Source organism: Thiorhodococcus drewsii AZ1 (genome assembly GCF_000224065.1).
Classification (GTDB): domain Bacteria; phylum Pseudomonadota; class Gammaproteobacteria; order Chromatiales; family Chromatiaceae; genus Imhoffiella; species Imhoffiella drewsii.
This window is the reverse complement of sequence record NZ_AFWT01000064.1, coordinates 1-13,395: the sequence shown is the minus strand read 5'-3', so window position 1 is coordinate 13,395 and position 13,395 is coordinate 1. Positions and strand designations below refer to the sequence as shown.

The following is a 13,395-nucleotide window of genomic DNA, read 5'->3' as shown; positions in this document are numbered from 1 at the left end:
GCTACGCCAGCTTGCCCGAGCTGCTCCTGGGGTTGACTGAGTATTTCGCCTTCTACAACGGAGAGCGCCCCCACCAATCCCTGGGGTACCTCACGCCTGATGCGGTCTACCGATCGGGAAACGGGGGTGGGGCCAAGATCGTCGATCGCTTCGGCGAGACAACACTGGGGCAGCGCCAAACCGCTGCGATTGAGGTGGCCAGTACAACTTAAATTCGGGGGAAAACTGTCCTGGACATGGGGTCCACTTTACATAACAAAGGGCTCGCCCCGCACATCACAGGTGTCACCATAGGGCATCGTCCTGTCCAGCCCTTGTGAGCAGTTGAAGCAACAAGTCTTTCTCGGATCGGACGCGTTCGTTGGCGAACTCAGCCATCGAGTGCCGAAGGACCGGGACTTGAGCGAAGTCCCCCTCGCTCAGCGTCGCCCACCCGCCAAGCCGCTGGCCGAGTACGTCAGCCTGTACTCCGATCGAGATCAAGCCATTGCAGCAGCCTACGCCAGCGGCGGGCACACTCTGAAAGACATTGGGGAGCATGTTGGTCTGCATTACGCGTGGATCAGCTGTATTGTTTGCGCAGCTGACGAAGCAAAAAGCAAGATCTGACATTAGACAGAAAAGGAGTCCATGCTGATGCACCGCAACGCCATCCTGTCCCTGGTTGCCGTTCTCGCCCTCGCCACCCTTGGGACCGAATCCTGTGCCTTGGGCGGTCCGGCCCCGGCGGCTGCAGCCAGACCCGTGTTCGTATTCGAGGACATCACCTTCGATTATGAGTTGCAGCGCAACATCGGCTATGCGGTCTCTGGCGGCGCGGACATCAACGAATGCCTCTTCACCGCCCATACCATTGTGCCGGGTGACGGCGACTCCTGGTTCAATGCCTGGAACGGACTCGCCCGACGCATCCACGCCGACGCAACCGGGGCACTGGGCAAGGGACAGAAGGTTTCGGCGCGCGAGGCCCTGCTGCGTGCCAGCAACTACTACCGTACCGCCGCCTTTTTCCTGCACGGTAACCCGTCCGATCCCCGCATCGCAGAAACTGCGGACCTCAGCCGCGAGACCTTTCGGAAGGCCGCAACGCTCATGCCGAGGCCCGTGGAGACGATCCGCATCCCGTACGAGGATACGACCTTGCCCGGTTACTTCCTCCAACCCGACCGCAGCGCCGCGCCCAAAAAGACGCTGATCCTTCAGACCGGCTTCGACGGTACGGGCGAGGAACTCTACTTCACCGCCGTCTTCGCCCTGGACCGCGGATACAACGTGCTTATCTTCGAGGGCCCGGGACAGGGGGCTGCGCTCTTGGAGCAGGGGCTGCACTTCCGCCATGACTGGGAAAACGTGGTCACTCCAGTGGTGGACTATGCCCTGGGCCGCCCGGAGGTCGACTCCGGCAAGGTGGCGCTCATGGGCCTCAGCATGGGAGGTTTTCTGAGCCCCCGTGCCGCCGCCTTCGAACACCGTCTAGCCGCCTGCGTGGCCAATCCCGGCCAGTTCGACCTCTACGGCACGAAGCGCCCTTCGCCTGATGCATGGAAACAGATGCTCGCTGACCCGGACGCGGCCAACCAAGAGCTTCGCGCCCAAATGAAGAACAATGTGGGCCTTCGCTGGTGGATCGAGAATGGCCTGTTCACTACCGGCGCGGCGACTCCACTGGATTTTATGAAGTTCTGGGGGGAATTCACCCTGAAGGACGTGGTCCAGGACATCCGGTGCCCGACCCTGGTTATCGGCTCCAACGGCGATCATTTCCTGACTCTGGCCGACTCCCGCGCCCTCTACGACAAGCTCCGGAGCCCCAAGACGTTCCTCACATTCCTCGGTAGCCACCAGGCCAACCAACACTGCCAGGTCGGGGGCATGGCCGCTGGCATGGCCCTGATCCTCGATTGGCTGGACGGGGTGTTGCAATAGCCCGTGGGGCGGGCTCGTCTTGAGCGCAAACCTGATGCCCTGGATTGCCCTCGTGACCAGGCCCCTCTGAGTCGAAATCGTTTGGGAAGGGCTGCGCCAGCAGGTCTAAAGACATCGGCGACCATTGTGGTCTGCATTACGCGCGGATCAGCCGGATCGTGCGCGCTGCCAAAGAGGCAAAAGTCAATACCTGACATCATCTCCTGGCCAGGTGCAGATAGTGCGACGGTTCTTGTCATCGAATCGTCTTGGTCCTGTTACATTGACGCAAAGTCGGCATCGCGCAGAGGCTCGCCGACTCTTGTTGTCGCGCTCGGAGACCGAGCGTTCCTTGACGCGAATCCAGGTCGGTGGCCTTTTCCGCCGACCGCTGAAATAAGACTGATGTGACGCTCCACACCGTGGAGCGTCATGGCCAGGGAGTTATGTACCGAATGGATCAATCGATGATCAAGGCCCAACCGAGCGATACGTGACTCGTGTGACCGGCAAAGGCTCAACCCCGAACCGACCGATCGACGTGAGAGAGAACAGAAGAGAGAAGGGGCTTGAGCGAAGTCCCTATATCGTTAAGCGGCAGTATAAACATGTCACTAGTGATTCAAGAAATTCCGGCAAGAGATGCTCCAATAGAGCTGTTGCTGCTTGCTGATCCCTCTGAAGACAAGATTCGCTCTTATCTTTCCGGTTCAACGTGCTTCATTGCTTCAAGTAATGGGACCGTGGTCGGCGCATGTGTTGTCCAGCCGCGCGGCTCAGGCGCGCATGAGCTCATGAGCATCGCCGTACAGCCAGCCCATCAGAAATCCGGCTATGGCACGGCGCTACTGAAATGGATTGTTGAATTTTTTCGAAAATCTGGTGCAAGCCAATTAGAGGTAGGCACCGGCACGTTTGGCTATCAACTTGCCTTCTACCAGCGGCATGGCTTTCGGGTGACGAGCATCGACCATGACTTCTTCGTCAACAACTACCCTGAGCCGATTTTCGAGGACGGGATACAACTCTTCGACATGCTGCGTCTCGCGCTCAAGTATCCCAGCAAGGTCGCCTAAATTCGTTGTGATCGCGGCGGGGGAGTGGCGAGTCCGACGAAGATGACGATCCCGTCGCCGCCGGGGTTCGACAGGATGTCGACATCGAAGCGGGGCTTCCAATTGTTGATGGTCCAGACGTTTCCGGCGGCATCGATCTGTACGCTCGTCTGCCGCATCATGGGAGCGAAGCTCGGTGGCGCACCAGGTCCGTAGAGTGGATCGCCATTGGAGAGCAGGACCGGAGCCCCCTCGGATGGCAGGGTGTAACCCGTCTCGGGCGAGATCGGATCGCCGAGTGCCAGCCCAGGCGGGCAGGCGGCCGGGTTGGCCCCGCACAGCTTCGACAGGCGTCCCCGGTCGAAGACGTTGCCGATCGCGAGGTCGCCGAAGTTGGCGACCCAGACGTTGCCCTCACCGTCCACCGTGATGCCCCAGGGGCCATCGATTCCGCCGCCGCTGAACTCTCCGAGCTGTTCTCCGTCCGGGCTGTAGGCGAATACCGAATCGGTGCCCTGCGAGGCGAACCAGGCGTTACCCGCAAAATCCGTGGCCACCACCTTGAGGGTGTCTCCGACCGGCGCGATGAACCTCTGTTCGAGTTCGCCCGTGTCGGTGAGCGCGTACTTGGCGATGCTGCTCTGGTGCTCGCCCGCGAGTCCGCCGGAGAAGGTGACCCAGGCCGCCGCCTGACCAGGGATCGGGGCGACCCCGAACGGCGCGTCCTCCCAGTCCACTACGGCGGAGACGCTGTCGTCGGGATTGCCGTTGCGAAATACCCAAACCCCGCTGCCGCCGGCGACATTGGTGTCGCCGAGGCTTGCCATCCAGATGTTCCCCCAGTCATCGGGCTCGATGGCCTGAACACGGTAAGGGCCGAAGTAACCGACATCGGAGAGCGGGGAACCGTCGGCGGCGTCGAACGTGGAGACGCTCCCGGTTCCGGCCCCGCTGGGACTGCCGGCGGTCTGACTCGGATAATAGAGGTCCTTGGGACTGCCCCAACCGAAATTGCCGAACCAGACCCGATCCTTCTGGTCGACCGACACGCCCCAGCCCACACCGAGCAGCCCGCCCGACGCGAAGGGCGAAACGGGCTCGCCTCCGGTTCCATCCGCCGGTTTGCCGTCCGGCCTCAGGACGACGTTGTACTTGGTGGAATTCGGCGTTCCCTGTGTGACGTTATTGGCGACCCAGGCGTAACCATAGGAATCCCAGTCGACGTTGGCCACGCCTCCGAACGGGATATCGGATTGGCCCGTGTTGTTCAGCTTGACCGTGATGGACCATTGGTCGGGCGCTTGGCTCAGCGCCGGGGCATAGCCCTGACGGAGAGAGGACAACAAATAGAGGAGGTCGGGGTCTACGGCCGGGTTTCGAGCGAGATTGGCCAAGCCAATAGCCGTATCCGCCGGCACCTGGCCGCGCTCGTCGGTGAGCAGTGGCAGGAGCGCCTTGGCGTAAGACGGCGCTACGGCACACAGATTGAGCAGATTGGCCAATGAGCGCGTGAGTCGGAACGAATTGGTCTGATCCGCGTTCGGCGGCGAGCTCAACACCGCCGAGACCTCGCCCGTGACCGGATTGGCGATATTCGCGCTCATCATCGCCGCGATGCGCAGGCGGAAGGCGTTGCCGGCGATCTGGCCCGAGCGAAGAAACTGTGCCATCGCGTAGGAGGCGGCGACGCTGGTCATTTCGTTGATGGTCGCAACCTGAGGCAGCGTCTCGCCGAGAACGGTCAACAACCGAACCTGGTCGGTGACGGTGGCGGAGAGGAAGAGGATGCTAGCCGATGTCGCCCGGCCAGTCTCGAGGTGGAACAGGCCATCGCTTCCGGTTCTCGTCGTCGCCAGGGCGACTGGGGCGAACTCGGTGGCCTCGTACAGCGTGATGGCAACGTCCTGGATCAGATCCGGATGATCCGTCGTCGCGAGATTCAGCTGCCCGTTCAGCTCCGCGCCCCTGGCCGATCCCAAGAACAGATAGAGCCCGATGGCACAAAGCATCCAAAGTCCTCGAAATCCGCGAGTATTGGCGTGTCGATTCATGGTGTCACCCGGTCGATGGAGCCTGAAGATGATTGTCCACGAAACGTTCGGGCGATTGACCACTGAGTTCGCGCGGATTGCCTCGTGAGCTGATCGATATCGGTCCACTGAAAGGCCGTGTCAAGCCTCTCAAAGCGCATCGAGCGCAAAGGGCAGCGCGCCGCGAAGGGGGCGGCGATCACCTCCACGTCGTCCACGAAACTCGCCGATATAGGCGTCAGCTCCGGGTTTTCGGTTGCACGGCATCCCGATGAAATAGCGAATAGACCGCCGGTATCAGCACCAGGGTGATGAGCGTCGAGGCCGCTAGCCCGCCGAGCACGGCGCGGGCGAGGGGGGCTTGGGCGTCGGCGCCCTCGCCGATGCCGAGGGCGAGCGGCAGCAGGGCGAGCAGGGTGGTGGAGGTGGTCATGAGGATGGGGCGCAGTCGGCGCCGGCCGGCCTCGGCCAGTGCCTCGCGGACCTGGAGCCCCTCCGCGCGCAGACGTCCGGTCTGGTCGACCAGCAGGATGGCGTTGTTGACCGCGATGCCGCAGAGCATGATGCAGCCGATCGCCGACTGCAGGTTGAGCGTGGTGTCGGTGAGCAGCAGGGTCAGCACCACGCCGACCGAGGCGACCGGGACCGAGAGCATGACCACCAGCGGGTCGAGCAGGGATTCGTACTGGGAGGCCAGTACCATATACACCAGCACCAGGGCGAGCAGCAGCGAGACCAGTAGTTCGTCGAAGGCCTTTTGCTGTTCCTCGTAATTGCCGGCGATGGTGAGGTCGTAGCCGACCGGGCGCGGGATGTCGCCGAGACGCTCGCGCACGTCGGCGGCGACCGAGCCAAGGTCGCGCCCGGAGACGTTGGCGGTGACGCTCACCACGCGCTGCTGGTCCTTGCGCTCGACGATCACCGGGCCGCGTCCGTCCTCGGTCGTGACCAGATTGCGCAGCGCCACCTGCTCGCCGTCCGGGGTGCGCAGGGTCAGGTCCAGGATCTCGTCGATCGAGCGCTTCTCGGCGTTCTCGAGCTGGACCAGGATGCGGTAGGAATCGCCCTGGGTGCGCAGCTCGCCGGCCTTGGAGCCGGCCACGGCGGTCTCGACCACCTCGGTGACGTCGCGTACCGTGAGCCCCAGGTCGGCGATCTTGTCGCGCAGCATATGGATCTGCAGTTGGGGGATGCCGGCCTCGCGGCTGACCTCCACGTCGGTTACGCCAGCGACGTCGCCGATGGCGTCCGCCGCCTGTCCGGCCAGCAGTCCCAGGGTGTCCAGGTCGAATCCGCGGACCTCCACCGTGACGCCCTCGGTGCCAGCCAGCAGACGTTCGAGCAGGAACTGTCCCTGGGGGGCGCGGGTGCGGATCTTCATGCCGGGGATGCGTCCCTCAAGCCGTTGGCGCAGGTCCTCAGCGATCTCTTTGTTGGAGCGCGCGCGCTGGGCCGCCGGTGTGAGCGAGAGCCGGATCTCGCCCTTGGCCTTGGCGCTGCCCCGGGTGCCCGAGGTGACGACCGAGACGACCGAGGAGGTCGCCTCGGGTACGGCGGCATAGACGATCGCTTCCATCTGACGGGTCTGGCGGTCGATGAGATCCAGACGGGTGCCGACCTCCATCTCGCCCGTGACCCGCACCTCGCCCTCGTCGCTGGGCGGGAGGAACTCGGTGCCGATGAAGGGGGCCAGCAGCAGGATGACGGCGAAGGTGGCGGCTGCTGCGGTCGTGGTCAGCCAGGGGTGGCGCAGCGCCCAGCCCAGCAGGACGCCGTAGCTGTCTTCCATGGCGGTCAGCCAGCGCCCGACACGCTCGGCCAGACGGGCCGTCCAGCCGCCGTCCGATCCCGGCGGTCGGTCGTCGATCAGCCGCGAGGCGAGCATGGGCACCAGCCCGAGCGCGACCAGCAGCGAGCACAGCAGGGAGAACATGATGACGTAGGCCAGCTCCTGGAAGAGCACGCCCGGCACGCCGCGCACGAAGATCAGGGGCAGGAAGATGGTCAGTGTGGTGATGGTCCCGGCGACGACCGCCGAGGCGACCTCGCGGGTGCCGGCGACGGCGGCGGAGCGCGGCGGCTCGCCGCCGCTCTGGTGGCGCCGATAGACGTTCTCCAGCACCACGACCGAGCTGTCGACCATCATGCCGACACCTAGCGCCAGTCCGCCCAGGGTCATGAGGTTGAGGGTGAATCCGCCGAAATAGAGCAGGGCGAAGGTGGCGAGCACCGAGATGGGAATGGCCAGCGAGATGACCAGGGTGCTGCGCAGGTTGCGCAGGAAGAAGAGCAGCACCAGGACCGCCAGCGCGCCGCCGTAGAGCACCGAGTTGGCGACGTTGGTGATGGAGCGCTGGATGAAGTTGCCCTGGTCGATGACGGGAACGATGTGCAGCTGGGGGAAGTCGCGGTTGATCGACTCGACCTGTTTGAGCACCGCGCGCGCGACCTCGACCGTGTTGGACTCGGCCTGCTTGCGGATGGCCAGGCGCAGACCGCGCTCGCCATTGACCCGGATGAGACGGGTCAGCTTTTCGTAGGTGTCGGTCACCTTGGCGACCTGGCCCAGGGTCACCAGGGTGCCTTCGCGCCGGCCGATCACGGTCTCGCGGATCTCGTCGAGGTTGGTGAATTCGGCCGGGGCGCGCAGGGTCACCTCGTAGCGTCCGCGTTCGAGCTTGCCGGCCGGCAGGTCGAGGTTGGCGTCCTCGATGGCGTCGAGGATGTCGTTGAGCGCGAGCCCCAGGGCGTTGATCTTGCCCGGATCCAGCTTGACCCGCACCTCGCGGGTGAAGCCGCCCCATGGGTCGACCTGGGCCACGCCGGGGATGCGGGCGAAGCGGTAGCGGATCTGGTTCTCCACCAGCTGCGTCAGCTCGACCGGATCCAGATGGCTGGAGATGCCGAGCAGTACCACCGGGAAGGAGTCCACGTCGAACTTGCTGATGCGCGGCCCCACGATGTCGTCCGGCAGCTCGCTGATCTCGTCTTCGAGCGTCGCCTGCACGTCGACCGCCAGGTTGTCGATGCTGGTGCCCCAGGCGAAGCTGACGCGCACGCTGCTGTGGCCCTCGTAGGAGCTGGAGGTCATCTCCACGATGCCGGGCACGGTGGCGACGATCTCCTCGACGATCTGGGTGACCAGACGCTCGATGACGATGGGGTCGGCGCCCTCGTACTCGGTGCGGACGGTGAGGGTGGGCAGCTCGATGCTGGGGAGCAGGTCGACCTGCAGCCGGCTGAGCGAGAGCCCGCCGAGCACCATCACCATGAGGGTCACCATGACGGTGAAGATAGGCCGGCGGACGCTGGCGCTGGCCAGGTTCATGGCGCCGTTCCCCGCTCGACGATGCGCACCGACGCGCCGTCGCGCAGTTGCTGCTGTCCCAGTACCACCACGCGACCCTCCAGCCCTTCTCCGATCACCTCGACCTGATCACCCTGTCGGATGCCCGGTTTGACGGGGCGCCAGACGGCCTTGTCCGCATCCGCGTCGATGACGAAGAGGCCATCGAGTCCATCGCGTCTGGTGAGCGCCTGCTCCGGGACGATGATTGCGTCTTGGTGTCGATCCAGAATCAGTGTGGCGCGCGCGAACATGCCAGGCTTGAGACGGCGGTCGGGATTCGCGACGCCGATCTCGACCCGGGCCTGACGGGTGGACTCGCGGAACACGGGGGCGATGCGCTGGATCTGTCCCTCGAAGGTCTCGTTGGGGTAGGCGTCGGTCGCGATCAGGGCCTGAGTGCCGCTTTTGAGGTCGGCATAGTCGCGTTCGGTGACGGAGAAGACGGCGGTGATGGGATCGAGCTCGACGATGCGCAGCAGTGCCGTGTTGGCGGTGACCGTCTCGCCCTCGTCGACGAAGCGCTCGGCCACCATGCGCCGCTCGCTGCCGCCGCGCCAATCGGCCGTGACCTGGGTGTAGCCGAGCCGAATCCGGGCCGTCTCCAGGTTGGCCTGTGCGCTCGCGACCCGCGCCTCGGTGACCGAGACCAGCGCCCGCTTGGCCAGCTGCTCGGCGCGGGTGGTGTCGAGCTGAGACTCGGAGCTGAGGCCGCGCGACTGGAGCTTCTCGATCCGTTCCAACTCGCGCTCGGTGATCTTCAGCAGGCTTTCGGCCTCCAGGTGGCTTGCCTGGGCGACGGCCAGATCCGCCTCGGCGCGGGCTGCCTCCTGGACGTATTCGGCATCATCCAGAATGGCGACCACCTGGCGGCGACTCACCTCGTCGGCCAGATCGACGTTCAGGACCTCGACCCGACCGCTGACCTTGGGGGCCACGACGAACTCGGCATGGGCTTCCAGCGTGCCGGTGAAGGTACGCTGTTTTTCGATGGGGCCATGGGTGATGGCGGCGACCTCGACCGGAATCGGTCGCGTGGTGGCGTCATCTCCGCGCGATGGCGAGGTCTCCCGCAGTTGTTGCTGGACGGCCCATGCCATCCAGCCCAAGCCGCCGATCAGAATCAAGGTGAAGAGCAGGGTCTTGCGGCTGGGGCGTGTCACGGCATCGGGATCCAGTTGAGTGTTGGCTCGGTTCGAAGCTTGGTCCATCAAGGGTTGGGGGCGTTCCCCGTTGCCGATTATCCCGCAGTCCTTACTGCGCCGATGCACGCGATCGGCTCGCCGTGCTCATGTGACATCCTGTTTCCGATGGCTGGGACGGAAAGGGCCGTCGACCGATGCCCCGGATGTTGCCATCTGGCCGAACGGGTGGGCATCCTTGGAATGAGAGTTATCACCGGGAGAGATCGCATGGATGATATCCAGGCGCAGGATTTTCCACAGTCGACATGCGCGGAGATCGAGCCGATGCGCCTCGAGCGTCCGGCCTTCGCCCTCTACATCGACGCCGACAATCAGTCGGCCCAGAGCGCCGCGGCCCTGATCGACGTCCTTCAGCATGACGTCGGCGGCTCGATCCATCGCGTGACCTTGGCCGGGAACGACAAAGGAAACAAGAACGACTCCTGGATCAAGGCGTTGCGGGAACTGATTCCCGGCCTGGCGATCGAGAATCTGTCCGTGCCCTGTCGCCCCAATGCCGCCGATATCGCGCTCATCCTCGCCCTGGGGAAGGATCTCGCCGAGCATCTGCGAACCCGGATGCGCGTGGTGGTCGTCTCACGCGATACGCTGTTGCTCGATGCCGCCGAGCAGGTCAAGGACGCGGGCGTTCGGCTCTATGTCGCCTATGCCGACAGTCAGATTCCGACGGCTCGACGCGCCAATCTGACCACCTTTCTGCTCCCGAATTTGGCCGAGCCGCCTCATGCGGCCGAGAGGACCGTCGAGCCGGATAGCGAGTCGCGGATCCACCTGGTCCGGCCGATGTCCCAACCCGCGAGCGCCGTTCCGAAGGAGGTCGCGCAGGCCATCAAGCACGTGCGCGAGACCTGTGCTCAGCAACCGGGAGGAGGGTACAGCCCAACGGAGGTGGGCTAGGCGCTCACCAACCTCGGCTACAAGACACCGGCCTCACGCCGAGGGGTTTTGGCTCAGTTTCCCGGCCTCCAGGAAGCGGGGAAGGGGATGCAGAAGCGCTTGCTGTTCTAGGCTGGCATTGGACCGGGCCTGTGATGGATCAAGGCCGGGTCCATGGGTGCGGCATCCGCTTCTTCGCTGACGGCTTCGTTCCAGTTGCTGATAGTGGTGGAGTATTGTCCGTTGGCGTCCGCAGTCGTCTGGACCGCTGACGGCGCATATGATCACTACCTGCATAGACTGCGCGGGTAATCTTTCGCAATAGGATTTCTTTGAGCCTCAAAAAAAGCAAGGGCGGAAGGGGCCAGGCAGATATCCACCCTTCTGTTTATCATATTGTCGGAAGCAGGATAAACGGAAGATGTGGGGCCATGAGAGGGGCATGTACGTCAACATCTCACGAAACGTGGTAATTTACAGGGGAACGGTATAATCAATTGTTAGATCTATAGTCGTGAGCCAGGCCATATTTGACACTATAAGCGCTCTAATCGATTCAGGTGCATTTATCCAGGCTGAGAGTGCAACAATCGAGTTACTAGAGCAGATTGCGAAAAAAGACAATGACTCTGATACCTTTGTCATCTTCAAATTCAATGTTGCGGGCTTTCTAGTTGATATCGCTCATGCCTTAAGTAACAGGGAGCATGCCCTAAAAGCCTTAGAACTCTTTGAGAGCTTAGAATCGAAAATTGATGGGGTAATTGATTCGCAAAAATATTTTTATAATTTGGGAAACGCCAAATGCAACATTGTTGAGCAGACTTCAGCTTTCGATCTGTCTTTCTCTTCGATTGAAACTCTTGTTGAAGCCAAGAATGACTATTGGAAATCTGTCAAGGAGGCTAGAAAGGCCAATGAAGAGTTTTCAGAGCAATACGTTAATCTTGCAAATTGCCTAAAACGTCAATTTCGGTTTTCAGAAGCCATGTGGTATTACGACAATATTTGCGAGTCTGCTCCAGATATAGCTCAATCATGGATAAATCGCTCCGAAGCATTGTTAATGTTGAATACTGTTTCGACTTCTTGTTCGGCAAAAATGCTTCACGAAATTTCGTGTGGCTACAATCGGGCATCACGGTCGAAATCTATTCCGCCAGATTACGCCACTTACTACGTGGAGCAGGCTGAAAGGTTTAAGCAAAGAATTGACGAAAGCGATCATGAAGAAACACAAAAAGAATTCCAAGAGTTAAGTGAATATCGCAAATATTGCTGCCGTAGCAACTTAACTCTTTCTGAGCACGGGTTATATTGTTCATGCGCGGGGGCAGCTAGAGATAATCTGACCATTCCTTTGACCTCTATTGCAATTGGCGGGGCTTTTGTTCCTCAAATGGAAGCGGTTTTAAATCGCCTAAAGTCAGAATTCTCTATGGCTCGGCACTGTTATTTTGAATACGTAAGGGCAGAGGTAGGCGCTGGTCTAATTCATGAGGAGTGCTTTACAAATTTAGAAAACAATGAATGCCTAGGTCTTGATTTTGAAAAGCTAAGAACCGCTTTCAGATTGTGCTTCGGGATTTTGGATAAAATCGGGCTGGCTATTTGTGAATACCATTCATTGAAACCCAAAAATGGCATGGTTTACTTTCAGAACTTCTGGCAGCTCGATCGTGATAATCGCAGAGAAAAATTCGAGATAATCAAAACTCCCGCCCTGCTGGCACTTTACAGCATTGCTACCGATCTAAATGAACACAAACATGGGGAATGGCAAGATTTTAAGCGGCTTAGGAATGCCATGGAGCATGGTTTTCTCGTCATTGCTCATTCGGGCAACATCAATGACAAATTCGGTGCTTATGAGTTTTCTGATGATGTAGAAATAGTAGGCTTGGGTGTCTTCGAAGAAATGGTGGAGCAAATGCTTCAGCTAACACGGTCTGCTATTTTCTCTTTTGTTTTTCACTTTCGTGAAAAAGGGTTAAAAGAGTCAGGCCTCACTGGCTTAGCTGTTTCACTTCAAAGAGTGAACCTAGCAAAAGTAAGCAAAAGTAAGGGTCGCAAAGTAAGAGCAAAGTAAAAGCAACAGCTGTTACGTCCCGTGTGATTGTCTGCCTCGACGGAGCTATCCTTTGTTCCGAGCCCGCGAGGTGCTAGAGCACATGGTCCATCGCTCGCGGAACAGCCCCACGCACCGCAGGTGTTTGCATGAAACTCATCGCTCGCGCGAATGCGAGTACAACCAGGAACCGGATGCTAGAAAACCGCACGTCCGGGTCTGTGGCGGGGGCTCCTGGTAACCGGAGTCCCTACGCCGGAGAAACTGTACATGGACGAAATCATTCGAATTGAGTATGAAGACATTACTTCTGAGCGACTTCGAAAAGAATTCAGGAAGTACGGATATCTAGCGATACCATTGAGCAAAAAGCGAGCTTTTCTATGCTGTGAGCTTTTGCAAGTAGCGGCTAGGGCGAAGGCATGGCGGCATGGAGATGGAAGAAATAGGATTCAGCGGCTAGTGTTGGCACTTAAAGGTTTGCTGTTAAGCGCCCGGACGGCCATCTCGCATGTAGGTCTTCTCGATGTGGTCGCATTTTGGATCTTGGAGAAGCCGGCGAGGTGTTGGGTGGAAGAGTTGGCGGGGGAGCGCTATGAAATTCGATGCGCGCATCGAAAAGCAATTTCTACCCGTGAAATTAACGCGGATGACTGACCGCTTGCTCCCTTCGCTACAGCTCCGGTTGGGCGCTGCTAAAGGGAAAAGGGTCACTCAGTAAAGGGGTAGAGTAGAGAGCAGGCATCCCGCACCCGTAGACCCGGCCTATCTGTTGCCGCCCCTTTCGTTTGGCGGTGCCTCACTAGCCGAATCATAGGCACAGGAGACCAGCCCTCCCTCATCAATCCGTGCATACGGTTTTCCCGTACACGGCTTTCCGATGTGCTTCACGCCGAGGCATGCGCCGATG

General features: G+C 60.6%; 10 protein-coding genes. 7 read left to right on the top strand and 3 right to left on the bottom strand.

Features of this window, described 5'->3' with window-relative positions:
- The 4 genes from THIDRDRAFT_RS22240 to THIDRDRAFT_RS22225 all read left to right on the top strand — a co-directional run.
- Positions 1–212: integrase core domain-containing protein (locus THIDRDRAFT_RS22240; RefSeq protein ID WP_007043183.1), on the top strand; the 212-nt coding region annotated here is incomplete at its 5' end.
- A gap of 112 nt (positions 213–324) precedes the next feature.
- On the top strand, positions 325–609 hold the full coding sequence (locus tag THIDRDRAFT_RS25040) for a hypothetical protein (protein WP_245535915.1): 285 nt from the start codon (positions 325–327) through the stop codon (positions 607–609).
- Between the two features lie 27 nt (positions 610–636).
- A complete protein-coding gene (locus tag THIDRDRAFT_RS22230) occupies positions 637–1,926 on the top strand; it encodes an alpha/beta hydrolase family protein (RefSeq protein WP_007043182.1) in 1,290 nt (429 codons plus the stop codon).
- A gap of 587 nt (positions 1,927–2,513) precedes the next feature.
- Positions 2,514–2,981, top strand: coding sequence for a GNAT family N-acetyltransferase (locus THIDRDRAFT_RS22225; protein WP_173364702.1), 468 nt, complete (start codon positions 2,514–2,516; stop codon positions 2,979–2,981).
- Here the strand turns inward: THIDRDRAFT_RS22225 and THIDRDRAFT_RS22220 are convergent.
- The 3 genes from THIDRDRAFT_RS22220 to THIDRDRAFT_RS22210 all read right to left on the bottom strand — a co-directional run bounded on the left by THIDRDRAFT_RS22220 (position 2,978) and on the right by THIDRDRAFT_RS22210 (position 9,499).
- On the bottom strand, positions 2,978–4,969 hold the full coding sequence (locus THIDRDRAFT_RS22220) for an NHL repeat-containing protein (RefSeq protein WP_007043180.1): 1,992 nt from the start codon (positions 4,967–4,969) through the stop codon (positions 2,978–2,980). The genes THIDRDRAFT_RS22225 and THIDRDRAFT_RS22220 overlap by 4 nt on opposite strands.
- A gap of 259 nt (positions 4,970–5,228) precedes the next feature.
- On the bottom strand, positions 5,229–8,318 hold the full coding sequence (locus THIDRDRAFT_RS22215) for an efflux RND transporter permease subunit (protein ID WP_007043179.1): 3,090 nt from the start codon (positions 8,316–8,318) through the stop codon (positions 5,229–5,231).
- A complete protein-coding gene (locus tag THIDRDRAFT_RS22210) occupies positions 8,315–9,499 on the bottom strand; it encodes an efflux RND transporter periplasmic adaptor subunit (protein ID WP_040845819.1) in 1,185 nt (394 codons plus the stop codon). Before THIDRDRAFT_RS22210 ends, THIDRDRAFT_RS22215 begins: the two co-directional genes overlap by 4 nt.
- 249 nt (positions 9,500–9,748) lie before the next feature.
- Between THIDRDRAFT_RS22210 and THIDRDRAFT_RS22205 the strand changes: the two genes are divergently transcribed.
- The 3 genes from THIDRDRAFT_RS22205 (at position 9,749) to THIDRDRAFT_RS22195 (ending at position 13,142) form a co-directional block, all read left to right on the top strand.
- The gene (locus THIDRDRAFT_RS22205; RefSeq protein WP_007043177.1) at positions 9,749–10,438 is read left to right on the top strand and encodes an NYN domain-containing protein; all 690 of its coding nucleotides are present in this window, start codon (positions 9,749–9,751) and stop codon (positions 10,436–10,438) included.
- A 493-nt stretch (positions 10,439–10,931) separates the two neighbouring features.
- Positions 10,932–12,506, top strand: a complete 1,575-nt coding sequence (locus THIDRDRAFT_RS25970; protein ID WP_007043176.1) for an LA2681 family HEPN domain-containing protein — start codon at positions 10,932–10,934, stop codon at positions 12,504–12,506.
- Between the two features lie 249 nt (positions 12,507–12,755).
- On the top strand, positions 12,756–13,142 hold the full coding sequence (locus THIDRDRAFT_RS22195) for a hypothetical protein (RefSeq protein ID WP_040845813.1): 387 nt from the start codon (positions 12,756–12,758) through the stop codon (positions 13,140–13,142).
- Positions 13,143–13,395 lie beyond the last annotated feature (253 nt).

Coding starts and splice junctions, on each gene's coding strand:
- THIDRDRAFT_RS22195 (WP_040845813.1), top strand. CDS start 12,756: ATGGACGAAATCATTCGAATTGAGTATGAAGACATTACTTCTGAGCGA.
- THIDRDRAFT_RS22230 (WP_007043182.1), top strand. CDS start 637: ATGCACCGCAACGCCATCCTGTCCCTGGTTGCCGTTCTCGCCCTCGCC.
- THIDRDRAFT_RS22205 (WP_007043177.1), top strand. CDS start 9,749: ATGGATGATATCCAGGCGCAGGATTTTCCACAGTCGACATGCGCGGAG.
- THIDRDRAFT_RS22225 (WP_173364702.1), top strand. CDS start 2,514: ATGTCACTAGTGATTCAAGAAATTCCGGCAAGAGATGCTCCAATAGAG.
- THIDRDRAFT_RS22220 (WP_007043180.1), bottom strand. CDS start 4,969: ATGCTTTGTGCCATCGGGCTCTATCTGTTCTTGGGATCGGCCAGGGGC.
- THIDRDRAFT_RS22215 (WP_007043179.1), bottom strand. CDS start 8,318: ATGAACCTGGCCAGCGCCAGCGTCCGCCGGCCTATCTTCACCGTCATG.